Source organism: Pseudomonas sp. MT92, assembly GCF_058792515.1.
The window spans coordinates 501925-524182 of sequence record NZ_JBXAFA010000001.1; the positions used below are offsets into that span (position 1 = coordinate 501925).

19 protein-coding genes are annotated in these 22258 nt (G+C 61.6%); 8 read left to right on the forward strand and 11 right to left on the reverse strand.

Features of this window, described 5'->3' with window-relative positions:
• Window positions 1-19: 19 nt before the first annotated feature.
• The 5 genes from AC1Q6D_RS02385 to AC1Q6D_RS02405 all read right to left on the reverse strand — a co-directional run bounded on the left by AC1Q6D_RS02385 (window position 20) and on the right by AC1Q6D_RS02405 (window position 6992).
• Entirely contained in the window at window positions 20-2449 is a 2430-nt protein-coding gene (locus AC1Q6D_RS02385) for a TonB-dependent siderophore receptor (RefSeq protein WP_103404151.1), read from the reverse strand.
• Between the two features lie 214 nt (window positions 2450-2663).
• On the reverse strand, window positions 2664-3647 hold the full coding sequence (locus AC1Q6D_RS02390; protein WP_103404150.1) for a FecR domain-containing protein: 984 nt from the start codon (window positions 3645-3647) through the stop codon (window positions 2664-2666).
• Entirely contained in the window at window positions 3644-4162 is a 519-nt protein-coding gene (locus AC1Q6D_RS02395; RefSeq protein WP_103404149.1) for an RNA polymerase sigma factor, read from the reverse strand. The genes AC1Q6D_RS02390 and AC1Q6D_RS02395 overlap by 4 nt, the downstream gene beginning before the upstream one ends.
• A 185-nt stretch (window positions 4163-4347) precedes the next feature.
• Window positions 4348-5055 carry a 3'-5' exonuclease gene (locus tag AC1Q6D_RS02400; protein ID WP_103404148.1) on the reverse strand — a complete coding sequence of 236 codons (708 nt, stop codon included), beginning with the start codon at window positions 5053-5055 and terminating at the stop codon, window positions 4348-4350.
• On the reverse strand, window positions 5052-6992 hold the full coding sequence (locus AC1Q6D_RS02405) for a putative nucleotidyltransferase substrate binding domain-containing protein (protein WP_103404189.1): 1941 nt from the start codon (window positions 6990-6992) through the stop codon (window positions 5052-5054). The genes AC1Q6D_RS02400 and AC1Q6D_RS02405 overlap by 4 nt, the downstream gene beginning before the upstream one ends.
• A gap of 253 nt (window positions 6993-7245) precedes the next feature.
• Between AC1Q6D_RS02405 and AC1Q6D_RS02410 the strand changes: the two genes are divergently transcribed.
• Window positions 7246-7755, forward strand: coding sequence for a response regulator (locus AC1Q6D_RS02410; protein WP_103404147.1), 510 nt, complete (start codon window positions 7246-7248; stop codon window positions 7753-7755).
• 42 nt (window positions 7756-7797) lie between these two features.
• On the opposite strand, the gene AC1Q6D_RS02415 is transcribed toward AC1Q6D_RS02410, so the two are convergent.
• Window positions 7798-9975 (reverse strand): malate synthase G, encoded by a 2178-nt coding sequence (locus tag AC1Q6D_RS02415; protein WP_047534262.1) that lies wholly within the window; start codon window positions 9973-9975, stop codon window positions 7798-7800.
• 511 nt (window positions 9976-10486) lie between these two features.
• Here AC1Q6D_RS02415 and AC1Q6D_RS02420 point away from each other — a divergent pair.
• Window positions 10487-11005, forward strand: a complete 519-nt coding sequence (locus AC1Q6D_RS02420; RefSeq protein WP_103404146.1) for a glycine cleavage system transcriptional repressor — start codon at window positions 10487-10489, stop codon at window positions 11003-11005.
• Between the two features lie 215 nt (window positions 11006-11220).
• Here the strand turns inward: AC1Q6D_RS02420 and rarD are convergent, their stop codons facing one another.
• From rarD to AC1Q6D_RS02445, 5 genes are all read right to left on the reverse strand, one after another.
• Window positions 11221-12108 carry an EamA family transporter RarD gene (rarD, locus tag AC1Q6D_RS02425; protein WP_103404145.1) on the reverse strand — a complete coding sequence of 296 codons (888 nt, stop codon included), beginning with the start codon at window positions 12106-12108 and terminating at the stop codon, window positions 11221-11223.
• Between the two features lie 183 nt (window positions 12109-12291).
• Complete coding sequence (locus AC1Q6D_RS02430) at window positions 12292-13266, reverse strand: serine/threonine protein kinase (protein WP_103404144.1); 975 nt, start codon at window positions 13264-13266, stop codon at window positions 12292-12294.
• Between the two features lie 179 nt (window positions 13267-13445).
• Window positions 13446-15347 carry a PhoX family protein gene (locus AC1Q6D_RS02435; RefSeq protein WP_103404143.1) on the reverse strand — a complete coding sequence of 634 codons (1902 nt, stop codon included), beginning with the start codon at window positions 15345-15347 and terminating at the stop codon, window positions 13446-13448.
• A gap of 67 nt (window positions 15348-15414) precedes the next feature.
• Window positions 15415-16179, reverse strand: a complete 765-nt coding sequence (locus AC1Q6D_RS02440) for a TOBE domain-containing protein (protein ID WP_103404142.1) — start codon at window positions 16177-16179, stop codon at window positions 15415-15417.
• Window positions 16180-16242: 63 nt separating this feature from the next.
• Window positions 16243-16983, reverse strand: a complete 741-nt coding sequence (locus AC1Q6D_RS02445; protein WP_103404141.1) for a ComFC family protein — start codon at window positions 16981-16983, stop codon at window positions 16243-16245.
• Between the two features lie 90 nt (window positions 16984-17073).
• Here AC1Q6D_RS02445 and bioB point away from each other — a divergent pair, with 90 nt between their 5' ends.
• The 6 genes from bioB (at window position 17074) to AC1Q6D_RS02475 (ending at window position 22111) form a co-directional block, all read left to right on the forward strand.
• Window positions 17074-18129 (forward strand): biotin synthase BioB, encoded by a 1056-nt coding sequence (gene bioB, locus AC1Q6D_RS02450; protein ID WP_047534246.1) that lies wholly within the window; start codon window positions 17074-17076, stop codon window positions 18127-18129.
• A 193-nt stretch (window positions 18130-18322) separates the two neighbouring features.
• Window positions 18323-19501: an 8-amino-7-oxononanoate synthase gene (gene bioF / locus AC1Q6D_RS02455; protein WP_103404140.1), complete on the forward strand. Its 1179-nt coding sequence runs from the start codon at window positions 18323-18325 to the stop codon at window positions 19499-19501.
• Entirely contained in the window at window positions 19494-20225 is a 732-nt protein-coding gene (locus tag AC1Q6D_RS02460; RefSeq protein ID WP_103404139.1) for an alpha/beta fold hydrolase, read from the forward strand. Before bioF ends, AC1Q6D_RS02460 begins: the two co-directional genes overlap by 8 nt.
• Window positions 20218-21030: a malonyl-ACP O-methyltransferase BioC gene (bioC, locus tag AC1Q6D_RS02465; RefSeq protein WP_103404138.1), complete on the forward strand. Its 813-nt coding sequence runs from the start codon at window positions 20218-20220 to the stop codon at window positions 21028-21030. The genes AC1Q6D_RS02460 and bioC overlap by 8 nt, the downstream gene beginning before the upstream one ends.
• Window positions 21027-21707, forward strand: coding sequence for a dethiobiotin synthase (gene bioD / locus AC1Q6D_RS02470; RefSeq protein ID WP_103404137.1), 681 nt, complete (start codon window positions 21027-21029; stop codon window positions 21705-21707). Before bioC ends, bioD begins: the two co-directional genes overlap by 4 nt.
• A gap of 107 nt (window positions 21708-21814) precedes the next feature.
• Window positions 21815-22111, forward strand: a complete 297-nt coding sequence (locus AC1Q6D_RS02475) for a pyrroloquinoline quinone biosynthesis protein PqqE (RefSeq protein WP_103404136.1) — start codon at window positions 21815-21817, stop codon at window positions 22109-22111.
• Window positions 22112-22258: the final 147 nt, after the last annotated feature.

Below are 22258 nucleotides of genomic sequence, written 5' to 3' on the forward strand. Positions count from 1 at the left end.
GGCGTGTCAGATCAAGCCATTACCACTTGTAGGTGGCACTGGCGACGACACTGCGTTGGTCGCCGTAGTAGCAGTAGAAACCGTCGCAAGTGGAGATGTAGTCCTTGTCGAGCAGGTTGGTCGCGTTCAGTGCCAGCGAGGCGCCTTTAAGGCTGTTGTCGAGACGGCCGAGGTCATAGTGAACAGCGGCGTCGAACACGGTGTAGGCGTCGGCCTTGCCTAGCCAGGTGTTGGCCTGGTCGCCGTAGGTGTTGCCGGTATAGCGCGCGCCGGCGCCGATGCCGAAACCGTCCAGCACGCCGTTGTGCCACGTGTAGTCAGCCCACAGCGAAGCCTGCTGGTTAGGCATCAGTTGCAGGCGATTGCCCTTGAAGTCGCCTTTTTGCACTTCGGATTTGGCCAGGGTGTAAGCGGCGATGACCTTGAGATTCTCGGTCACGTCGGAAACGGCTTCCAGCTCCAGGCCTTTGACTTTCACTTCGCCGGTCTGGCTGGTGATCGAAACGTTATCGGCGTTGGTGGTGGTGACAGAGACGTTTTTCTGCGTCAGGTCATACACCGCAGCGCTCAGTAAGGTGTTGCTGCCCGGCGGTTGATATTTGAGGCCCAGTTCCCATTGCTCGCCTTCGGTCGGCTTGAACGAGTCGGTCGGCGAGGCCGTGGCTTTGCTGGTCGGCTGGAACGACTCGGCGTACGACAAGTAGGGCACGAAGCCGTTGTCGAACACGTAGCTGATTGCCGCGTTGCCGCTAAATTTCTTGTCGCGTTCAGTGTTGGTTGCGTCGTCGTGATTGAAGAACCTGGTGCCGGTGTGGACCCAGTCTTCACGGCCCCCCAGCGTCAGGCGCCATTGATCGAGGGCCATCTGGTCCTGGATGTACAGACCGGTCTGGTAGGTCTTCTGGTCGTAGTCATAGAACGCACTGGAACGTGGTGGACGAACGATCGTCTGGCCGTAGATCGGGCTGACCACGTTAGTGGCCGGCGCGCTACCGAAGATCGAGGTGTAGTGGGTATTGCTGCGCTGGTGATCGAGACCGAGCAGCAGGGTGTGACGAATATCGCCGGTGTCGAAATCGGCCTGGAAGTTGTTGTCCACCGCAAACTGGCTGATGTCTTCGTCGGTGCTGGTGGTCGAGCGGCCCACGTTGCCTGCGTTGTCGACCTCGGTAAACGGGTAGGCGCCGACGGTGATGGCCTGGAAAGAAAGATCGGATTTGGTGTAGCGCAGGTTCTGCCGGAACTGCCAGACATCGTTGAAGCGATGCTCGAAGGCGTAGCCCAGTGCGTAATAGGTGCGGTCGTAGTATTCCCAGTCCGGGTCGCCGAGATTCTTGTGGTGGGAAACATCGCCGAACGGCATGTCGATCCTGGTGCCCTGGATCGGCAGGAACTGGCTGGTGATGCCGGTATCGTCACGGGTGAATTGCGTGAGCAGGGTGAAACGGGTGTCTTCGTCGATGTTCCAGGTCAGGCTTGGCGCGATGTTGTAACGCTTGTTGTCGACATGGTCGATCTGAGTGCCGCTGTCGCGCACGACACCGCTCAGGCTGTAGAGGAACTGGCCTTCATCGTCGATCTTGCCGGTGCTGGCGAAATTGATCTGGCGGTGATTGTCGCTGCCGTATTGCAGCTGGATTTCATTGCTGGACTCGGCGCCGGGACGGCGGCTGACCATGTCCAGCAGGCCGCCCGGCGGGGTCTGGCCATAGAGGGAGGAGGCTGGGCCACGCAACAGGGCCAGGCGGTCGAGGTTCCAGGTTTCCTGTTTTGGGTTGGCGTATACGCCATTAGGCAGTGGCAGGCCGTCGAGGAATTGGGTGGGTTCGAAACCACGTACACGCAACCAGTCTGCACGGGTGTCGCTGCCGTAACTGCTGGCGGTGATGCCCGGCATATAGCGCACGGCATCGTCGAGGCTGTGAACGTTGCGATCGTCCATCTGCTCGCGAGTGGCAACCGAAATCGAGCGCGGCACTTCGGCCAGAGCGGTGTCGGTCTTGGTCCCGGCGGCGGTGCGCTTGGCCAGGTAGCCTTGCACCGGTCCCCAGGCGCTTTCAGTGTCTTGTGTGCCGATCACACTGGTCGCCGGCAGGGCCAAGGCGCCCTCGGGCACGGCCGCCAGGCTGTAGGTGCCGTTGCCGCTCTGCTCCAGTTGCAGGCCGCTGCCGCGCAAGGCTTCACGCAGGGCGCCAGGGGCGTCGAACGGGCCTTTGACCGGTGCCGAGGTCTTGCCTGCCGCCAGCGACGGATTGAGCGTCAACGCCAGGCCGGCCTGGCTGGCGATCTGGTTCAACGTGCTGGCCAGGGGGGCGGCCGGCAGGTTGTAGGCGCGAACGCTGGAGGCTTGTTCAGCGGCAATCAGTTGGCTACTGGCCAGGGGGGCGCAAAGCGCAATGGCAACCGCCAGCAAACGGGGGCGCAACAAGGTGTCTGGTGAACGGGACATACGGCGGCTCCTGAAAGGGAATACTTCTCAATTGCCTAGGTGCCGAGCGAAAACTGAAAAGTGATAGGGCGGGATGAAAATAATTTCGATTCAGTTATTTCGAGGTCATCGCGGACCAGCAGGAGCCGGTTTGCCCAGCTATGCCCTTTAAGGCCCCGCGTTTATCCAATGAGCATGGCGTTATCGTTAACGACCATCGCTGGCAGGCCAGCTCCTACAGGGGATTGCGCTTGGCCTCAGTCTTCGCCGCCACCGTCACCCACCACGAGGTGTGCTGCTCAATCTGCACCGGCAGGGTCGGCAGCAATGCGTTCAGCGCCAGATTGGTGTCCTTGAGCGGGAAGCTGCCGGTGATCCGCAGGTCGGCCACCTCCGGCGTCACACCCAGATGCCCACGGCGATAGCGGCCGAGTTCGTGCACCAGGTCTCCCAGCCGCGCGTTGTCCACCACCAGCATGCCGCGTGTCCAGGCATCGGCGCCCTGGCCGAGCGCAGCCACCGGGCCCAGGCTGTCGTTGCGTATCAGCACTTGCTGGCCTTCGCGCAGGATCTGCTCTTGCGGGCTCGACTCAGGGTGTGCGGCCACCGCCGACTGCAGCACGCTCAGGCGCGTCCCTTCTGCTTCGCGCTTGACCAGAAAACGCGTGCCCAGGGCGCGCATGCTGCCTTCGCGGGTTTCGACGATAAACGGTCGGGCATCGCCATGGGCGGTTTCGACCAGGATCTCGCCTTCCTGAAGAATGACCCGGCGCTGCTTCTCGTCGAAGCGAACGTCCACGGCGCTGTGGGTGTTGAGGTTGATCAGCGTGCCGTCGGCCAGGCGCAGGGTGCGTTGTTCGCCGGTGGCGGTGCGCTGGTCCGCCAGCCAATAGTCGAGCGGCAGGTAACGATCTGCGGTGAACAGCGCCAGGCCCACCACCGCGACGACGCTGGCCAGGCCGCTGCCAAGCTTGCGCACGCGTCGGCGAAGGCTGTCGCGCGATTGCAGCAGGGCGGTGCGGGCCGGGCCGCTGGCGACGCTGAAACGCTGGTCGAGCATGCCCAACTGGCGCCAGGCGCGAGCGTGTTCTTCGTGGGCGGCATGCCATTTGGAGAACGCTTCGCGCTCGACCGGGTTGCCGGAATCCAGCGACAGCTGCCAGGCAATCGCGGCGTCCAGTACCTGTGCCGATACCGGCCTGGAACTGATCGGGTTCATGTCGGCTCGCCGTACAGCGCGATGTAGCACTGCCGAATGCCCTGGGCCAGGTACTGGCGTACCCGTGGCACCGATACGCCCAGGCGTTCGGCGATTTGCGCGTGATTGAGGCCGTCGAGACGGTTGTAGAGAAACGCCGCCCGCGCCTTGCTCGACAGTTTGCCGAGCAGGCGATCGATGTTTTTCAGGTCTTCAAGGATCATTTGCTGTTCTTCCACCGAGGGTTGCTCGGCTTCGGGGATCAGCATCAGTTCGTTGAGGTAAGCCTGTTCCAGTGCGGCTCTGCGGAAGTGGTCAAACAGCAGGCCTTTGGCAATGGCCACCAGAAAGGCCCGTGGCTCGCGCGGTTCCTTCAATTGCTCACGGCCGAGCAAACGCACGAACGTGTCCTGACTCAGGTCTTCGGCCCGTTGCGGGCAGGCCACGTTGCGCCGAAGCCAGGCCAACAGCCAACCGCGATGGTCGCGATATAACGCACCGACGAGCTCATTTTGGGGGCTTGGGACTGACGTCACGTAGCATTACCGATTGGGAAGCGTTAACTAACGAGAATGGTTCGCGATTGTGTCAGAGGCGGGGGAGATAAAGCAATCGGCGTTGGTCGGGAGACCGCGTCATCGTTCATCGCGGGCAAGCCACGCTCCCACAGGGATTGTGCATAACCTTGTGGGAGCGATGAGGCCGGAACAGAGGCCGAAGATCAGAAGGACGGTGTGTGCTGCCGGCGCTTCCACTGATTCAGGCGCTGCTGCAGATTCAACGGGCTGTGAATCTGCTGCTGCCGTGCCCGGCTGAACAGGATCAGCGCCAATTCGGCGGTCGCCAGGGCATCGGCGCTGGCGTTGTGGCGCTCGAAGACTTCGAGCTTGAACCAGTCGATCCACTCGTCCAGCCCGGCCTCGCGGATGTTGGCTTGCGGGCACAACAGCGGGGCGATGTCCGCCACATCCAGAAAGGGATGCTGCAATTTGTAGCCCAGATGATCTTTCAAGGCGCGGCCGAGCATGTGTTGGTCGAACGGCGCATGAAAGGCCAGGATCGGACTGTCACCGACGTACTCCATGAATTCGACCAATGCCAGCGCCGGGTCACTGCCGGCGGCAATCGCGCTGGGGCCGATGCCGTGGATCAATACGCTGGGACCGAGTTTGACTTCGGTGCATTGCAGGGTGCGTTCGAACTGTTGGCTGAAATCGATCGCGCCGTCCTCGATCACCACGGCGCCGATGGACAGCACGCGGTCCTTGTTCAGGTTCAGCCCGGTGGTTTCCAGGTCCAGCACGACCCAGCGCTGTTCGCGCAGGCTGCATTCACTCAGCCCGGTCGCTGTTGGCAAGCGTTGCAGGCGTAGTTGCAGCTCCCCGGACAGGATCGGGCCGGCCGGGCGCAACCATGAAAACAGGCTCATAGCTGATACCGCAGGGTCAGGCTGCTTTGCAGGCGTTGGGCCTGGCGCAGGGATTCACGCAGGATGCGTCGGTCCAGATGATTGAGGCTGTCCGGGTCCACGCGGTTGGAGTAGGGCAGGTTTTCCCGGGTCTGGCGTTGATGTTGCTGCATGCGGGTTTGCTGGATGAAGTGATACGCCTCTTCATACGCTGCACCGTCCAGGGCGTCGATGACCTCCTTGTCGACCAACTGGCGAAAGCGCTCCAGCGTGTTGTTCGCTTCGACGCCGTTGGCCAGGGCCAGCAAACGTGCAGCATCGACGAACGGGGTCAGGCCCTGGACCTTCAGGTCGAGGGTGGCCTTCTCGCCATTTTTCCGGGCCAGTACAAACTCACGGAAACGGCCCACGGGCGGACGATTGCGCAAGGCGTTCTCGGCCATCATGCGCTGGAACAAGCGGTTGTCGCCGACTTGATCGAGAATTGCGCGGCGCAACTGTTCGCAGCCTTGCTCGCTGCCCCAGACCACGCGCAAATCGAAATAGATACTCGAACCGAGCAGGTTCTCCGGCGTTGCCTCGCGGATAAACGCTGCAAAACGCCGAGCCCATTCGGTTCGGGACAAACACAGCTCGGGGTTGCCGGCCATGATGTTGCCCTTGCACAGGGTGAAGCCGCACAGGGCCAGGCTCTGGTTGATCTGCTGGGCGATGGGCAGCAACTTGCCGCGAATTTCAGCGGCGTGGGCGGCGTCCCGCGCTTCAAAAATGATGCCGTTGTCCTGATCCGTGTGCAGGGTTTGCTCGCGGCGGCCTTCGCTGCCGAAACACAGCCAACTGAACGGCACGCCGGGGTCGCCTTTCTCGGCCAGGGTCAACTCGATCACCCGGCACACGGTGTGGTCGTTGAGCAGGGTGATGATGTGGGTGATCTGGGTCGAAGACGCGCCGTGGGCCAGCATGCGCTCCACCAGTTGACCAATCTCGCCGCGCAGGGTGACCAGGTTTTCCACGCGCTGGGCGCTGCGAATGGTGCGCGCCAGGTGCACCAGGTCGACCCGTTGCAGGGAAAACAGGTCACGTTCCGAGACCACACCGCACAGGCGCTGGTTCTTGACCAGGCAGACGTGGGCGATGTGGCGCTCGGTCATGGCAATGGCGGCGTCAAAGGCGCTGTGATCCGGCGACAGGAAAAACGGCGCATGGGTCATGTGCCGTTCGATGGTTTCGTTGAAGTCATTCGTGCCGTTGGCCACGACCTGACGCAAGTCACGCAGGGTGAAAATCCCCAGCGGCGCCTTTTGCGCATCGACCACCACAATGCTGCCCACCTGCTGTTCATGCATCAGGGTCACGGCTTCGCGCAGCGGTGTCTCCGGGCTGCAGGTCACCGGATGGCGCATGGCCAATTCGCCGAGGCGGGTGTTGAGCGAGTATTGGGTGCCGAGGGTTTCCACGGCCTTTTGCTGGACCTGCTGGTTGACCTGATCCAAAAGGCTACTGACGCCGCGTAGGGCAAAGTCGCGGAAGGTGCTGGAAATGGCGAACAGTTTGATGAACGCGAGCTTGTTCAGCTGTAGGCAAAAAGTGTCTTCGGCGGCGAGATGCTCGGTGCGGGTCGCCCGCTCGCCCAGCAACGCGGCGAGGGGAAAACACTCGCCGGTGGTGATTTCGAAGGTCGTTTCAGTGCCGCCCTTGGCCGTGTGCGGACGTTCGCCCACGACCCGGCCCTGCTTGACGATGTAAAAGTGCTCAACCGGGCCATCGGCAGGCTTGATGATGCTCTCGCCGGGCGCATAAAAACGCAGCTGACACTGCTCAACCAGGTACGCCAGGTGCGCGTGTTCCATTTGATTGAAGGGCGGGAAGCGCTGAAGGAATTGCAAGGTGCCCTGGATGTTCTGCAACACCGCGGTTTTCCCTGCCTGTGTGAAGGCGTCCGCTTTACTCATAACCATAACCGCAGTCTTGTTGGATTTTTTGTCGTCGGATGACTCGGCCATGGTCGGCCCCTGCGGTCCGGGTGCCCATTGGACGTAAGTCTAGGTAGGTGATGTGTGTGAGGGAATGTCGGAAAAGCCTTACGCAATTGTGCGAAAAACCTCTCGGCATCCCTATTGGAAAAATATCCGACGAAGTGCACATTGAAGGTCTGCTTAGCGATGTCTGACCACTGTGCTAGGGAATTGAACTGAACATGTAGAGAAAGCCATGTCCGACCACGATATTTTGAGTGACGCCGAGCGCGAGGCGCTCAGTGCCGTCATGCTGGAACCTGACCTGCCGCCGCAGCGCGTGCTGATCGTCGATGACGATAAAGACGCCCGGGAATTGCTGTCAGAGATTCTGGCGCTGGACGGGATTCGCTGCCTGACCGCCGCCAGTGGCGAGACCGCACTCAAAATGCTGGCAGAGAAACCGGCGATTGGCCTGGTGATCACCGATCTGCGAATGGGCCACATAGACGGCCTGGATCTGATCCGCCGGGTGCGTGAGTCGGAGCGGGCGGCGATGCCGATCATCATCGTCTCGGGGGATGCCGACGTGAAAGACGCCATTGCGGCGATGCATTTGAGTGTGGTGGATTTCCTGCTCAAGCCGATTGATAGCGGTCAGTTGCTGGCGCTGGTGAAGCATGAGTTGGGGATGGAGTCTGAGGTCAGACCTGTCAGCGCCGCTCGCTCCCACAGGGAACCGCATTTGCAAAAGAAAAAGCCCTGATCGTTCGATCAGGGCTTTTTCATGTCCGGCGAAAACGCTCAGTTACAGGCCATTGGCAGCCTTGAACTCGCGACGACGACGGTGCAGGACCGGCTCGGTGTAGCCGTTTGGCTGCTGGGTACCTTCGATCACCAGTTCGACGGCTGCCTGGAAGGCGATGTTGCTGTCGAAGTTCGGTGCCAGCGGACGGTACAGCGCATCCCCGGCATTCTGACGGTCCACCACCGGCGCCATGCGCTTGAGGCTTTCCATCACTTGCTCTTGAGTGACGATACCGTGACGCAGCCAGTTGGCGATGTGCTGGCTGGAAATACGTAGCGTCGCACGGTCTTCCATCAGGCCGATGTCGTTGATGTCCGGCACTTTCGAACAGCCGACGCCCTGGTCGATCCAGCGCACCACGTAACCGAGAATGCCCTGGGCGTTGTTGTCCAGTTCGTTCTTGATCTGCTCGGCAGTCCACTGCGGATTGACCGCCAGCGGGATGGTCAGGATGTCGTCCACCGAGGCGTGAGCACGTTTGGCCAGTTCGGCCTGGCGGGCGAACACGTCAACCTTGTGGTAGTGCAGCGCGTGCAAGGCAGCGGCGGTCGGCGAAGGGACCCAGGCGGTGTTGGCGCCGGCCAGTGGATGAGCGATTTTCTGTTCGAGCATCGCGGCCATCAGGTCCGGCATGGCCCACATGCCTTTACCGATTTGTGCGCGACCTTGCAGGCCGGTGCTCAAGCCGATATCGACGTTGGAGTTCTCGTAGGCGCCAATCCATTTTTCCGCCTTCATGTCGGCCTTGCGCACCATCGGGCCGGCTTCCATGGAGGTGTGGATTTCGTCGCCGGTGCGGTCGAGGAAGCCGGTGTTGATGAACACCACGCGCTCACTGGCAGCCTTGATGCAGGCCTTGAGGTTGATCGTGGTACGACGCTCCTCGTCCATGATCCCGACTTTGAGGGTGTTGCGTGGCAGGGCCAGCACGTCTTCGATGCGACCGAACAGCTCGTTGGTGAACGCCGCTTCTTCCGGGCCGTGCATCTTCGGTTTAACGATGTAGATCGAACCGGTGCGGGTGTTCTTGCGCGACGTGTTGCCGTTCAGGTTGTGCAGCGCGGCCAGGCAAGTGACCAGGCCATCGAGGATACCTTCCGGCACTTCGTTGCCGTCTTTATCGAGGATCGCGTCGATGGTCATCAGGTGACCGACGTTGCGCACGAACAGCAACGAACGGCCATGCAGGCTCAGTTCACTGCCATCGACGGCGGTGTAGGTGCGGTCGGCGTTCATGGTGCGGGTAAACGTCTGACCACCCTTGGCGACTTCTTCCGACAGATCGCCCTTCATCAGGCCGAGCCAGTTGCGGTAGATCACCACTTTGTCATCGGCATCGACTGCAGCGACCGAGTCTTCGCAGTCCATGATGGTGGTCAGCGCCGCTTCCATCAGGATGTCTTTGACACCGGCGGCATCGGTCTGGCCGACCGGGGTGCTGGCATCGACCTGGATTTCGAAATGCAGGCCGTTGTTTTTCAGCAGGATCGCGGTGGGTGCCGAGGCAGCGCCCTGGAAGCCGATCAGTTGGGCATCGTTGCGCAGGCCGGTGTTGCTGCCGCCTTTGAGGGCGACCACCAGTTTGCCGTCAACGATTGTGTAGCGGGTAGAGTCGACATGGGAGCCGGCCGCCAATGGCGCCGCTTCGTCGAGGAAGGCGCGGGCGAAGGCGATGACCTTGTCGCCGCGAACCTTGTTGTAGCCTTTGCCTTTTTCCGCGCCGTCAGCTTCGCTGATCGCGTCGGTGCCGTAGAGCGCGTCATACAGCGAACCCCAGCGGGCGTTCGAAGCATTGAGTGCGAAACGGGCGTTCATGACTGGCACCACGAGTTGCGGGCCGGCCATACGGGCGATTTCATCATCGACGTTTTGCGTCGTTGCCTGGAAATCGGCCGCTTCTGGCAGCAGATAACCGATGTCTTGCAGGAAGGCTTTATAGGCCACGGCATCGTGTGGTTGACCGGCACGGGATTGGTGCCAGCCATCGATACGAGCCTGGAAATCATCGCGTTTGGCGAGTAGGGCTTTGTTCTTCGGCGCCAGGTCGTGAATGACCTTGTCGGCACCGGCCCAGAACGTGTCGGCGGTGAGGCCGGAACCGGGAATGGCTTCGTTGTTCACGAAGTCGAACAGGACTTTGGCGACCTGCAGGCCACCGACTTGAACGTGTTCAGTCATTGCTTGCCTCACTCTGCTCAGCTATTTCGCTTTTCAGCTCTTCAATTTAACAATGAAGCCTTTGGCATTTAAACCACAAACCCTGGGACCAGTACATGCCATTTCTGACGGCTGGGTGGGGACCCATCAACGGCGCGGAGACCGTGCTGACGGGGCTTTCAGGGATGCGACTGCGCCTGAGGCAGACATCGATCCAACGTTATGTAGTGCGCGCTGCGGCATACTACATGATGAATTGCGGTTGTGAAAATTAGACTAATTACGTCGTTCTGCGACCCCATGACGCATTGCAGTCACGTCGAGGATCGGGATGTTCTCAAAAAAGCATGAGATTGTTCCAGTTAAATATAAAAAGTTGTACACATAATCTTTGGTGGCCCGGCGATGGGGCTTTGTTTTCTGTGGCGAGGGAGCCAGCTCCCTCGCCACAGAACAGCAGTGCCAAGCCGATTCCGGCGCCTTGCCTATACTTGGTTTTCTATAACAAAAGTCATGACCAGAGGGCTGCGCCATGGACCACCTCGTACTCACTGTTTTCGCTCCAGACAAGCCAGGGCAGGTCGAGCGCATCGCCCAATGCATTGCCGAGCACGGCGGCAACTGGCTGGAAAGCCGCATGTCGCGCATGGCCGGGCAATTTGCCGGGATCCTTCGGGTCGGCGTACCGGCAGAGGCCTACGATGAACTGGTCGATGCCCTGCAAGGTCTGTCCGCCCAAGGCATTCGCGTCTTGATTGCCGAAAGCGGCATTGAGCAATCGTGCACCTGGAAACCCATCGCCATGGAGTTGGTCGGCAATGACCGGCCGGGAATCGTGCGTGATATCACCCGACTGTTGAGTGAGCAGGGCGTGAACCTGGAACGGCTGGTGACTGAAGTGCGGCCGGCGCCGATGAGCAGTGAGCCGCTGTTCCACGCCGAAGCGATTCTCGCGGTCCCCTTGACCTTGTCCCTGGATGTACTGCAATCGCGCCTGGAAACCCTGGCCGACGATCTGATGGTGGAATTGGTGCTGCGCAGTGACCCTTGATCCGGTTATCCAAGTTAAACGTGCACCTGCCTGTGGATAACCTGTAGAGACAGCCCGCCAGGCCATGCTGGCCGGGGCTCTTCTGGAATTGATCAAAAAACCAGCAGTTTCAGCGACTTGCGCACATTCGCCGGGGATCAGGTTGTGGATAACCTTGGGAAGAAACGACGCAGGCCACGGTAGACGTGGCCTGCATAGATTTGTGCGTTTTTTGATCAGCTTCGGCGGCGCAGGCTGACCCAGGCATCGACGCTGTAAACGGCCAGGCCGGCCCAGATAAAGATGAATGCCAGTAACGTGCTCGACGACAGGTGTTCGCCAAACAGCAGCACGGCTTGCAACAACACCAATGTCGGCGCCAGGTACTGGAGGAATCCCAACGTGGTGTAGGGCAAATGCCTTGCAGCGGCGTTGAAGCAGACCAGCGGCACCAGCGTCACCGGGCCGGCAGCGACCAGCCACCAGGCTTCGGACGTCGTCCAGAATTCAGGTTGAGCGCTTACAGCCGTCGGATTGAACAGCAACCAGGCGACGGCAATCGGCACCAGCATCCAGGTTTCCACCACCAGCCCCGGCAAGGCCTTGACCGGTGCCTGTTTGCGGATCAACCCGTAGCAACCGAAGGTCAGGGCCAGCACCAGCGACACCCACGGCAGGCTCCCGACCTGCCACACCTGCTGCGCCACGCCGACCGTCGCCAGCCCCACGGCGATCCACTGCATGCGCCGCAATCGTTCGCCGAGGATCAGCATGCCCAGCAGCACATTCACCAGTGGGTTGATGTAGTAACCCAGGCTGGCTTCAAGCATGCGTCCGTTGTTCACCGACCAGACGTAGGTCAGCCAGTTGGCGGCGATCAGCGTGCCGCTCAGGGCCAGGATCGCCAGCCGTTTCGGGTTCTCCCGCAGCTCGCGCCACCAGCCCGGATGTTTCCAGACCATCAGCAGCAAAGTGCCGAACAGCGCCGACCACAACACGCGGTGGATGATGATCTCCGCGGCTGGCACGTTGGCGATGGCTTTGAAATAGAGCGGGAAAATTCCCCAGATGATGTAGGCACTCAGGCCCAGGATGTACCCCCGGCGGAGGTTGGCAGCTTGCATGCAGAATCCTTGCTTAGGCAGCTAACAAAAAGGGGATTGTAAGGAGATTTTTCCCGATGTGCTGATCCTTGTGGGCGCGAGCCTGCTCGCGATGAACTCAAAGGCGCCGCGGGGTATCAGGTTCCCCGCGTTATCGTTCACGACCCTCGCGAGCAGGCTCGCTCCTACAGGGGGCGCTGCTGTTTAGAAGAGTTTCAGCGGCTCTTCGTTGAGGGCCGCCAATTGTTCACGCAACGCCAGCACCTGGTCGCCCCAATACCTTTCGGTCCCGAACCACGGGAAACTGCGCGGGAAGGCCGGGTCGTCCCAGCGGCGGGCGAGCCAGGCGCTGTAGTGCATCAGGCGCAAGGCGCGCAGCGGTTCGATCAAGGCCAGTTCGCGCGGGTTGAAATCGTGGAACTCGTTGTAACCGTCCATCAATTCCGACAACTGCCCCAGGCAATCCTGGCGATCCCCCGCCAGCATCATCCAGATGTCCTGCACCGCAGGGCCCATGCGGCAGTCATCGAGGTCGACGATGTGGAACATTTCGTCGCGGCACATCATGTTGCCGGGGTGGCAGTCGCCGTGCATGCGGATGTTCTGGTGCGGGGTGGCGTCGTAGACCTCTTCCACGCGCTTGAGAAGATCGCGGGCCACTGACTCGTAAGCGGGCAACAGGCTGCGGGGGACGAAGTTGCCTTCGAGCAAGGTTGTCAGCGAGTCGTAACCGAAGTTCTTCACACCCAGGGCTTCACGGTGCTGGAACGGTTTGGTCGCGCCCACCGCGTGCAGGCGCCCGAGCAATTGCCCGAGGCGATACAGCTGATCGAGGTTGCCCGGCTCCGGCGCGCGACCGCCACGGCGGGGGAACAGGGTGAAACGAAAGCCGTTGTGTTCGTGCAGGGTTTCACCGTTATGGATCAGCGGCGCGACGACGGGCACCTCGACATCGGCGAGTTCGAAGGTGAACTGGTGTTCTTCGAGAATCGCTTCGTTGGTCCAGCGCTGCGGACGGTAGAACTTGGCGATCAGCGGCTCGGAGTCTTCGATGCCGACTTGATAGACGCGGTTCTCATAACTGTTGAGCGCCAGAATGCGCGCGTCGCTGAGAAAGCCGATGCTTTCGACGGCATCGAGCACGAGGTCTGGGGTGAGGGTTTCAAACGGATGGGCCATGCTGACTCCTGCGCGCAGCAGGCTGCCGCGTCCGGCCAAGCATGGTAGCGCAGACGGGGCTTCTTTAGTGACTGGGCTTGAGATGTGTGTGGTTTGGGCTGACATCACCGCGAGCAAGTTCTCCCCCACAGGTTCGGTGTTGACCATGTGGGAGCGAGCCTGCTCGCGATGACGCCGGATCAGGCGCCGACGATTCCGCCATCCTCGCGGGTAATCGCCATCACCGAAGAGCGCGGCTTGCCGTTCGGCAAATGCTCGGGGAAGGTCGATCCACCGTTTTCGCCAGGATGCTGAATCCCGACGAACAGCGTCTTCTGATCCGGCGAGAAGCTGATCCCTGTTACCTCGCACCCAATCGGACCGACCATGAAGCGGCGAATCTCACCCGTCTTCGGGTCGGCGCAGAGCATCTGGTTGTTGCCCATGCCGGCAAAGTCGCCGGCATTGCTCATGTCGCCGTCGGTCAGAATCCACAAGCGCCCGGCCTTGTCGAAACCCAATCCGTCCGGGCTGTTGAACATGTTCTGGGCGGTGATGTTCGACGACCCGCCTTTTGGCGTCCCGGCGTGCACCTGCGGGTTGCCCGCGACCACGAACAAGTCCCAGGCGAACGTGTTCGCGCCATGGTCGTCGTGGTCGGTGCGCCAGCGCAGGATTTGCCCGTAGACGTTCTTCTCCCGCGGGTTCGGACCGCCTACCGGTTGGCCGTCTTCACCGCGTTTGGCGTTGTTGGTCAACGTGCAGTAAACCTGGCCGTCCATGGGGCTGACGACGATCCACTCCGGGCGATCCATGCGCGTGGCTTTGACCACGCTGGCGGCCAGGCGCGCATGAATCAACACCTCAGCCTGATCGGCAAAACCGCTGCTGGCGTCGATGCCGTTCTTGCCGTGGGTCAGTTCGATCCATTCACCCTGGCCCTTGGGGTGATCAGCGTTCCCGTCACCGGCGTCGAAACGCGCCACGTACAAGGTGCCGTGGTCCAGCAGATCGCGGTTGGCCTTGGGGTTGTTGTGGTTGATTTTGTCGCGGCTGACGAATTTGTAGATGAACTCGCCGCGTTCGTCGTCGCCCATGTACACCACGGCGCGACCGTCACCGGTTTCCGCCAGGGCCGCGTTTTCATGTTTGAAACGGCCCAGCGCGGTGCGTTTGACCGGGGTCGATTTCGGGTCGAACGGGTCGATCTCCACCACCCAGCCGTGACGGTTGAGTTCGTTGGGGTTCTTGGCCAGGTCGAAGCGCTCGTTGTGCGGGTGCCAGCTGATGTCTTTACTGGTCGCCACCGCGCCGTAGCGCTTCTGTGCGGCATCGAATGTCTGTTCGGCGTTGCTGCTGCCGAAGCAGTCGGTGAAGTTCTCTTCGCAGGTCAGATACGTGCCCCAGGGCGTCTTGCCGTTGGCGCAGTTCTGGAATGTCCCGAGGACGTTCTTGCCGTGTGGATCGGCGCTGGTTTTCAACAGATCGTGGCCAGCGGCCGGGCCGCTCAGGCTGATCGGCGAATTGCCGTGGATGCGTCGGTTGTAGTGCGAGCCCTGGACGAACTGCCAGTGACCGTTCTTGCGCTGCACCTCGATCACCGACACGCCTTCGCAGGCCAGTGCCTTGCGCACGTCTTGCGCCGACTGCGGCATGCCGCCGTGGGGATAGAGGTAGCGGTAGTTGGTGTATTCGTTGTTGATCGCCATCAGCGCCCGGTCTTTTTCACCGGGGAATTCGAACAGGCTCATGCCGTCGTTGTTGTCGCCGAACTGCACTTCCTGATGTTCGGCCGTGCCGTTGCCGCTCGGGTCGAAGGCCGGGCCGTTTTTCTGCAGCGGTTGGCCCCAGCTGATCAGTACCGATGATTTGTAGCCTGGCGGCAGGGTGATCGCGTCGCTGGTGGCGGCGGGGATGCTGTCGAAACCCAGTAACTGGCTGGTGCCGGCGCTGACGCTGGCGGCCAGTACGCTGCGGCTCAGCAGGTTGCCACCCAGAAACATCGCAGCACCGCACAGGGCGCCTGCGCTGATGAAACCGCGACGGCTGAAGCCGACCATTTGTTCGAGGTCGGTGGGTTGGTTGTCTTTTAATAGGCTCACATCAGGCTCCCTGCGAATTTTGCAGTCACCTTAATGATGGGCGATGAAGCTTTTGTTGCAGTTGTCCTTACAACGGTGTGCCGAGCAGGACGTTGGACGGCGAGAACTGTACGCGTACCGGTTTGCCGACGCTCAGCTGGCGTGATTGCAAATGCCGGGACCCGGCCAGTGCGCAGAGTGTCAGGCCGTTGGGCAGGCCGATGCGCACTTCGCATGGGCCGTCCTCGGCGTCGAGAATTTCCTCGATCACGCCTGCCAGGCAATTGTTTCCGGCTGTTGCCTCGTCGTCGCCGCCCAGCACTTCGAGCCAACCGGCCTTGATCAGGGCCACGACTTCGGTACCGGTTTGCAGGTCCAGGCGCAGGGTGCTGTCGTGAGTGATTTGCGCATCGAGGCTCAAGCCAGCGGCCAATTCGAGGCGAATCCGGTCGTTGTAGCCCTGGGTTTCAATGGTCGCGACCTTACCGTGCAACTGATTGCGTGCGCTGGTCCGGAGCATCAGCCGGCCAAGCAGGTCGAGGTCGCTGGCGTCCTCGGCGGCCTCCAGTACCTGGGCCTGCAGCGCCTGCAGCTTCTTATAGAGGCGCAACACGCGCTCGCCTTCGGCGGACAGTTTGGCGCCGCCACCACCCTTGCCGCCGACACTGCGTTCCACCAACGGTTTCTGCGCGAGGTTGTTCAGCTCGTCGATGGCATCCCAAGCAGCTTTGTAGCTCAGCCCCGCGCTTTTCGCCGCGCGGGTGATCGAACCTTGCTCGGCGATGTGTTGCAGCAAGGCGATGCGTTGCGGGCGGCGGACAATGTGCTGGGACAACAACGTAGGCAAGGACATGGCAAGACGCTTTGGGCTGTGACGAGGGTGAGGACGTTGGCGGCTCGGGGCCCGGGAGTCAAGTCACGGCGACTCGCCAGGCTTGGGCGTGCGCGCCAGGCAATAAACATCGACGCGGGAGGCCCCGGCCTCCATCAGCAGGCGGGCCAGAGCGTGCGCCGTGGCGCCGGTGGTCAGTACGTCATCCACCAGCGCCAGATGGCGTCCCTCTGGGGCAGCATCGGCGGCCAGGGCGAAGGCCTTGCGCAGGTTTTTCTTGCGAGCCTCGGCATTCAGGTCTTGTTGAGCGTCCGTGTCCCGGGGTCTCAGGAGCAACCGTTCATCGGAAGGGATCTCGAGGCGAATGCTGAGCCAGCGCGCCAGCATGGCCGCCTGATTGAAACCCCGTTGGCGCAGGCGTCGGGCGGCCAGGGGCACCGGTACCAGCGTGTCGGGTCGAGGCAGGTCATTGTCGAAGCGATGTTGCAGCGATTGGGCAAGAAGTTCGCCGAGCAGGTGGCCAAATGGCCATTTGGCGCTGTGCTTGAAGCGGGTAATCAGGCTGTCGATCGGGAAGCTGTAAGTCCAGGGCGCGATCACCTGTTCGAAGGCCGGCGGCTGGTTCAGGCATTGGCCGCACGTCAGGCCGGCAGCGGGCAAGGGCAGGGCGCAGGTCTGACAATGATCGCCGAGCCAGGGCAGCTCGGTTTCGCAGGCCATGCAGATGGGCGTGACGCCATCAGTCCGCTCATCACACAGCAAACAGGTCTGTTTGTTTTTTAACCAGTTGTAAACCGGCCCTTTGTGTCGTGGTTGACAGCGCATCGCTCTTCCTTAAATATGCCGAAACATCTGTGATGCGCCTGCGGGGTTCCGTTCCCGGCGCTTGCCAAGCATAAAACAAAGGAAACACCCATGAGCGCCAGCACCTCTGCAACCCTGCGTCATGACTGGTCTTTGGCCGAAGTCAAAGCACTCTTCGTTCAGCCATTCAATGACCTGTTGTTTCAGGCTCAGACGGTGCACCGCGCGCATTTCGACGCCAACCGCGTCCAGGTATCGACCCTGCTGTCGATCAAAACCGGCGCCTGCCCGGAAGATTGCAAATATTGTCCGCAGTCCGGTCACTACAACACCGGCCTGGAAAAAGAAAAACTGATGGAGGTGCAGAAGGTCCTCGAAGAGGCTGCTCGCGCCAAGGCCATCGGTTCGACCCGTTTCTGCATGGGCGCGGCGTGGAAACACCCGTCGGCCAAAGACATGCCTTACGTGTTGAAGATGGTCGAAGGCGTAAAAGCCCTGGGCCTGGAAACCTGCATGACCCTCGGTCGCCTGGATCAGGAACAGACCGAAGCGCTGGCCAAGGCTGGCCTCGACTATTACAACCACAACCTCGATACGTCGCCTGAGTTCTACGGCAGCATCATCACCACCCGCACCTATAGCGAGCGCCTGCAAACCCTGGCGTACGTACGTGATTCGGGGATGAAAATCTGCTCCGGCGGCATTCTCGGCATGGGCGAGTCCCTTGATGACCGCGCCAACCTGCTGATCCAGCTGGCCAACCTGCCGGAGCATCCGGAGTCGGTGCCGATCAACATGCTGGTGAAAGTCGCCGGAACGCCGCTGGAAAATGCCGACGACGTCGACCCGTTCGACTTCATCCGCATGCTCGCCGTTGCGCGGATCCTGATGCCGAAATCCCACGTGCGCCTGTCCGCCGGCCGCGAAGCCATGAACGAGCAGATGCAGGCCCTGGCGTTCTTTGCCGGCGCCAACTCGATTTTCTATGGCGAGAAATTGCTGACCACCGCCAACCCGCAGGCCGACAAGGACATGCAGCTGTTCTCGCGTCTGGGCATCCTGCCGGAAGCCCGTGAAGAGCACTCGGACGAAGTTCATCAGGCCGCCATCGAGCAGGCGCTGGTGGAGCAGAAGAGCAGCGAGCAGTTCTATAACGCGGCGGTTTGATGACTGCACCTGTTCCATTGCTGGAATGCAAAATACTGTGGGAGCGAGCCTGTCGAATCGTCGCACCGGCGCGATGGTCGTCAACGATGACGCGGAAAATCTGATACCCCGCGGCGTCCTCAAGCCCATCGCGAGCAAGCTCGCTCCCACACGGAACCGCGATTGCTTCTGAAACCTGACCATCGAGGCCTGCATGTCTTTCGATCTCGCCGCACGCCTTGCTGCCCGTCGTGCCGACAATCTCTATCGTCAGCGTCCGCTGCTTGAAAGCCCGCAAGGCCCGCAAGTGGTGGTCGATGGTCAGCCGTTGCTGGCGTTCTGTAACAACGATTACCTGGGCCTGGCCAATCACCCGCAAGTGATCGAGGCCTGGCGCGCTGGCGCGTCGAAGTGGGGCGTCGGCGGCGGGGCCTCGCATCTGGTGATCGGTCACAGCGGCCCCCATCACGCGCTGGAAGAAGCGCTGGCCGACCTGACCGGTCGTCCACGCGCCTTGCTGTTCACCACCGGCTACATGGCCAACCTCGGCGCAGTGACGGCGTTGGTGGGGCAGGGCGATACCGTGCTCGAAGACCGGCTCAATCACGCGTCGTTGCTGGATGCCGGGCTGTTATCCGGCGCGCGCTTCAACCGCTATCTGCATAACGATGCGGTGAGCCTGGCCAAGCGCCTCGAGAAGGCGACCGGCAATACGCTGGTGGTCACCGACGGCGTGTTCAGCATGGACGGCGACATCGCCGACTTGCCGGCGCTGGCCCGGGAAGCCAAGGCCAAAGGCGCCTGGCTGATGGTCGATGACGCCCATGGTTTCGGTCCGCTGGGGGCCAACGGTGGTGGCATCGTCGAACATTTCGGCCTGAGCCAGGACGAGGTGCCGGTGCTGGTTGGCACCCTTGGCAAGGCGTTTGGCACCGCAGGCGCCTTTGTCGCTGGCAGTGAGGAGCTGATCGAAAGCCTGATCCAGTTCGCCCGCCCCTACATCTACACCACCAGCCAGCCTCCGGCCCTGGCCTGCGCCACCCTGAAAAGCCTGGAGCTGCTGCGCAGCGAGCACTGGCGGCGTGAGCATCTGAAAACGCTGATCAGCCAATTCCGCCGAGGTGCCGAGCAGATCGGCCTGGAGTTGATGGACAGCTTCACGCCGATCCAGCCGATCATGGTCGGCGACGCCGGGCGCGCGGTGCGTCTGTCGCAGATGTTGCGCGAGCGCGGCCTGATGGTGACCGCGATCCGCCCACCGACCGTGCCCGCCGGCAGCGCCCGGTTGCGCGTGACCCTGACCGCCGCCCATAGCGAGGCGCAGGTGCAGCTATTGTTAGAAGGACTGGCCGATTGTTTTCAGCAACTGGGACCGGAGCCAAGCCATGCGTGATCGACTGATTCTGCTGCCCGGCTGGGGGCTCGGCGTTTCACCGCTGGAACCCTTGGCAGCGGCGTTGCAGGGCCTGGACGAGCACCTGCGTGTGGAGATCGAGCCGCTGCCGGAGCTGGAGTCGAGCGATCTTGAAGAGTGGCTCGACGAACTCGACTCGACGCTGCCCCAGGACGCCTGGCTCGGCGGTTGGTCCCTGGGTGGCATGCTGGCTTGCGAATTGGCGGCGCGTCGCGGTGATCGTTGCTGCGGCTTGCTGACCCTGGCGAGCAACCCGTCCTTTGTCGCCCATGAACAGTGGCCGAGTGCGATGCCCGGCGAAACCTTCGATGCGTTTCTGGCAGGCTGTGCCGCCGACCCACGGATGACGTTGAAACGCTTTTCACTGCTCTGCGCGCAAGGTGCCGAAGACCCGCGCGGCTTGTCGCGTTTGTTGCTCGGTGGCGCGCCCCATACAGCGGTGCCGGTGTTGATGAGTGGCCTGGAGTTGCTCGCACAACTGGACACACGGCCAGCGTTGCAGGCGTTTCGCGGCCCGCAGTTGCATCTGTTCGCCGGCCTCGACGGGCTGGTGCCGGCCGAAGCGGCGGGCGACTTGCTGGCGTTGCTGCCGGATATCGAAATCGGTCTGATTGAACAGGCCAGCCACGCGTTTCTTCTGGAAGACCCCCACGGTGTGGCGGGGGCGATCCAGGCCTTTTTGCATGAGTCCGGTGATGACTGATTTATCCCTTCCCGTTCCACCCGGCGGTTTGCCCGACAAGCGCCAGGTCGCGGCGTCCTTTTCCCGTGCGGCGGCGAGCTACGACAGTGTGGCTGAGTTGCAGCGTGACGTCGGCAGCCAGTTGCTGTGTCGTTTGCCGGATGATTTCGTGCCGGGGCGTTGGCTGGATCTCGGGTGTGGCACCGGGCATTTCAGCCGTGCGCTGGGCGAGCGGTTTCCCGCCAGTCACGGCGTGGCGCTGGATATTGCCGAGGGCATGCTCAAGCATGCCCGGCCGTTGGGCGGCGCCACGCATTTCATCGCGGGCGATGCCGAGCGTTTGCCGCTACAGGATTCGACCTGCGACCTGATCTACTCCAGCCTGGCAGTGCAGTGGTGCGAGGACTTCGCGTCGGTGCTCGGCGAGGCCAGGCGCGTGCTGAAGCCGGGCGGTGTTTTCGCATTTGCTAGTCTGTGCGTGGGCACGTTGTTTGAATTGCGCGACAGCTGGCGGCAGGTGGACGGCATGGTCCACGTCAACCGCTTCCGCGAGTTCGCGGTTTATCAACGCTTGTGCGCGGCCAGTGGTTTGCAGGCGATCAGCCTGGAAACCCGGCCCCATGTGCTGCATTACCCCGATGTGCGCAGCCTGACCCATGAGCTCAAGGCGCTGGGGGCGCATAATCTGAATCCTGGTCGGCCGGGCGGTTTGACCGGCCGGGCGCGGATTCTGGGTTTGATTGAGGCTTATGAGCAGTTTCGTCAGGCCCAGGGACTGCCGGCGACTTATCAAGTGGTGTATGCCGTTTTGGAGAAACCCTTATGAGTGCAGCCTATTTCATCACCGGCACCGACACCGATGTCGGCAAGACCACGGTAGCCGCCGGGTTGCTGCATGCGGCGCGTTCGGCGGGCCTGAGCACCGCGGCGGGCAAGCCGGTTGCTTCCGGTTGCGAGGTCACCCCCAAGGGCTTGCGCAATGCCGATGCATTGGCGCTGCTGGCGGAGTGTTCACTGCCGTTGACTTATGCACAGGTCAACCCGGTGGCGTTCGAACCGGCCATCGCTCCGCACCTGGCCGCCCGAGAGGCGGGCGTGGCGTTGACGGTGCAGTCCCTGTTGACGCCGATGCGGCAGATACTCGACAGGCAGGCCGACTTCACCCTGATCGAAGGCGCCGGTGGCTGGCGCGTGCCGTTGGCCGACCAGGCCAATTTGTCCGACCTGGCGATAGCGCTGGACCTGCCGGTGATTCTGGTGGTTGGCGTGCGCCTGGGCTGCATCAGCCATGCGTTGCTGACGGCCGAGGCGATTGCCCGGGACGGTTTGCAACTGGCAGGCTGGGTGGCCAACATCATCGATCCGAAAACCTCGCGGCTGGAAGAAAACCTGGCGACCCTCGCCGAACGAATCCCGGCGCCGTGCCTGGGACGTGTGCCGAAACTCAAGGTGGTGACGGCTGAAGCGGTGGCGGAGCATCTTCAGCTGGATCTGCTTGACTAGGCTTTGCCTATGACAAGGCACTGTGCCATTAGTGTTTTTGTCGGGTGTTTTGCAACCGGCTCTGGTTCAATGCGCACTCTTGATCCTTTGCAAAGACGGGTTCTCCCATGGAAATCTCAGGAAGCACCGCTTTTTATGCCGGTCTGAGCACTATTCAGACAGGGCAGAACCGTGTCGACCAGGCCGCCAGTCAGATCGCCAACACGACGATCGAGCGTTCGGTGACCAGCCAATCGTCAGAAGCTCAAGTCGATCGGTTGCGTTCGGTCGATCGTAGTCAGCAATCGGACCTGGCCAGCAACGTGGTCGAGCTGTCCCAAGGCAAATTTCAGGTGGAGCTGGGGGCCAGGGTGGCCAAGGCATCCGATGAAATGCTCGGTACGCTGATCGATACGTTCGCCTGATTCCTCGCTGAATCTGCACCTGAGACGCCGCGACCATTCGCGGCGTTTTGCTGTGTAAGTCCTTCTTGCCAAAAATAATCTTTCCGATACGGCGTGTTGCTCGGTCAACGGCGTTGCGCATCGGTGCGTCCGCCATTCCCGAACAGT

Excerpts from the sequence above, each read along its gene's own strand:
- AC1Q6D_RS02475 (WP_103404136.1), top strand. The coding sequence starts at position 21,815 with ATGGAAATCTCAGGAAGCACCGCTTTTTATGCCGGTCTGAGCACTATT.
- AC1Q6D_RS02440 (WP_103404142.1), bottom strand. The coding sequence starts at position 16,179 with ATGTCCTTGCCTACGTTGTTGTCCCAGCACATTGTCCGCCGCCCGCAA.
- AC1Q6D_RS02445 (WP_103404141.1), bottom strand. The coding sequence starts at position 16,983 with ATGCGCTGTCAACCACGACACAAAGGGCCGGTTTACAACTGGTTAAAA.
- AC1Q6D_RS02410 (WP_103404147.1), top strand. The coding sequence starts at position 7,246 with ATGTCCGACCACGATATTTTGAGTGACGCCGAGCGCGAGGCGCTCAGT.
- AC1Q6D_RS02385 (WP_103404151.1), bottom strand. The coding sequence starts at position 2,449 with ATGTCCCGTTCACCAGACACCTTGTTGCGCCCCCGTTTGCTGGCGGTT.
- AC1Q6D_RS02460 (WP_103404139.1), top strand. The coding sequence starts at position 19,494 with ATGCGTGATCGACTGATTCTGCTGCCCGGCTGGGGGCTCGGCGTTTCA.
- AC1Q6D_RS02430 (WP_103404144.1), bottom strand. The coding sequence starts at position 13,266 with ATGGCCCATCCGTTTGAAACCCTCACCCCAGACCTCGTGCTCGATGCC.
- AC1Q6D_RS02390 (WP_103404150.1), bottom strand. The coding sequence starts at position 3,647 with ATGAACCCGATCAGTTCCAGGCCGGTATCGGCACAGGTACTGGACGCC.
- bioC (WP_103404138.1), top strand. The coding sequence starts at position 20,218 with ATGACTGATTTATCCCTTCCCGTTCCACCCGGCGGTTTGCCCGACAAG.
- AC1Q6D_RS02415 (WP_047534262.1), bottom strand. The coding sequence starts at position 9,975 with ATGACTGAACACGTTCAAGTCGGTGGCCTGCAGGTCGCCAAAGTCCTG.
- AC1Q6D_RS02420 (WP_103404146.1), top strand. The coding sequence starts at position 10,487 with ATGGACCACCTCGTACTCACTGTTTTCGCTCCAGACAAGCCAGGGCAG.
- bioF (WP_103404140.1), top strand. The coding sequence starts at position 18,323 with ATGTCTTTCGATCTCGCCGCACGCCTTGCTGCCCGTCGTGCCGACAAT.
- bioD (WP_103404137.1), top strand. The coding sequence starts at position 21,027 with ATGAGTGCAGCCTATTTCATCACCGGCACCGACACCGATGTCGGCAAG.
- AC1Q6D_RS02405 (WP_103404189.1), bottom strand. The coding sequence starts at position 6,992 with ATGGTTATGAGTAAAGCGGACGCCTTCACACAGGCAGGGAAAACCGCG.
- bioB (WP_047534246.1), top strand. The coding sequence starts at position 17,074 with ATGAGCGCCAGCACCTCTGCAACCCTGCGTCATGACTGGTCTTTGGCC.
- AC1Q6D_RS02400 (WP_103404148.1), bottom strand. The coding sequence starts at position 5,055 with ATGAGCCTGTTTTCATGGTTGCGCCCGGCCGGCCCGATCCTGTCCGGG.
- rarD (WP_103404145.1), bottom strand. The coding sequence starts at position 12,108 with ATGCAAGCTGCCAACCTCCGCCGGGGGTACATCCTGGGCCTGAGTGCC.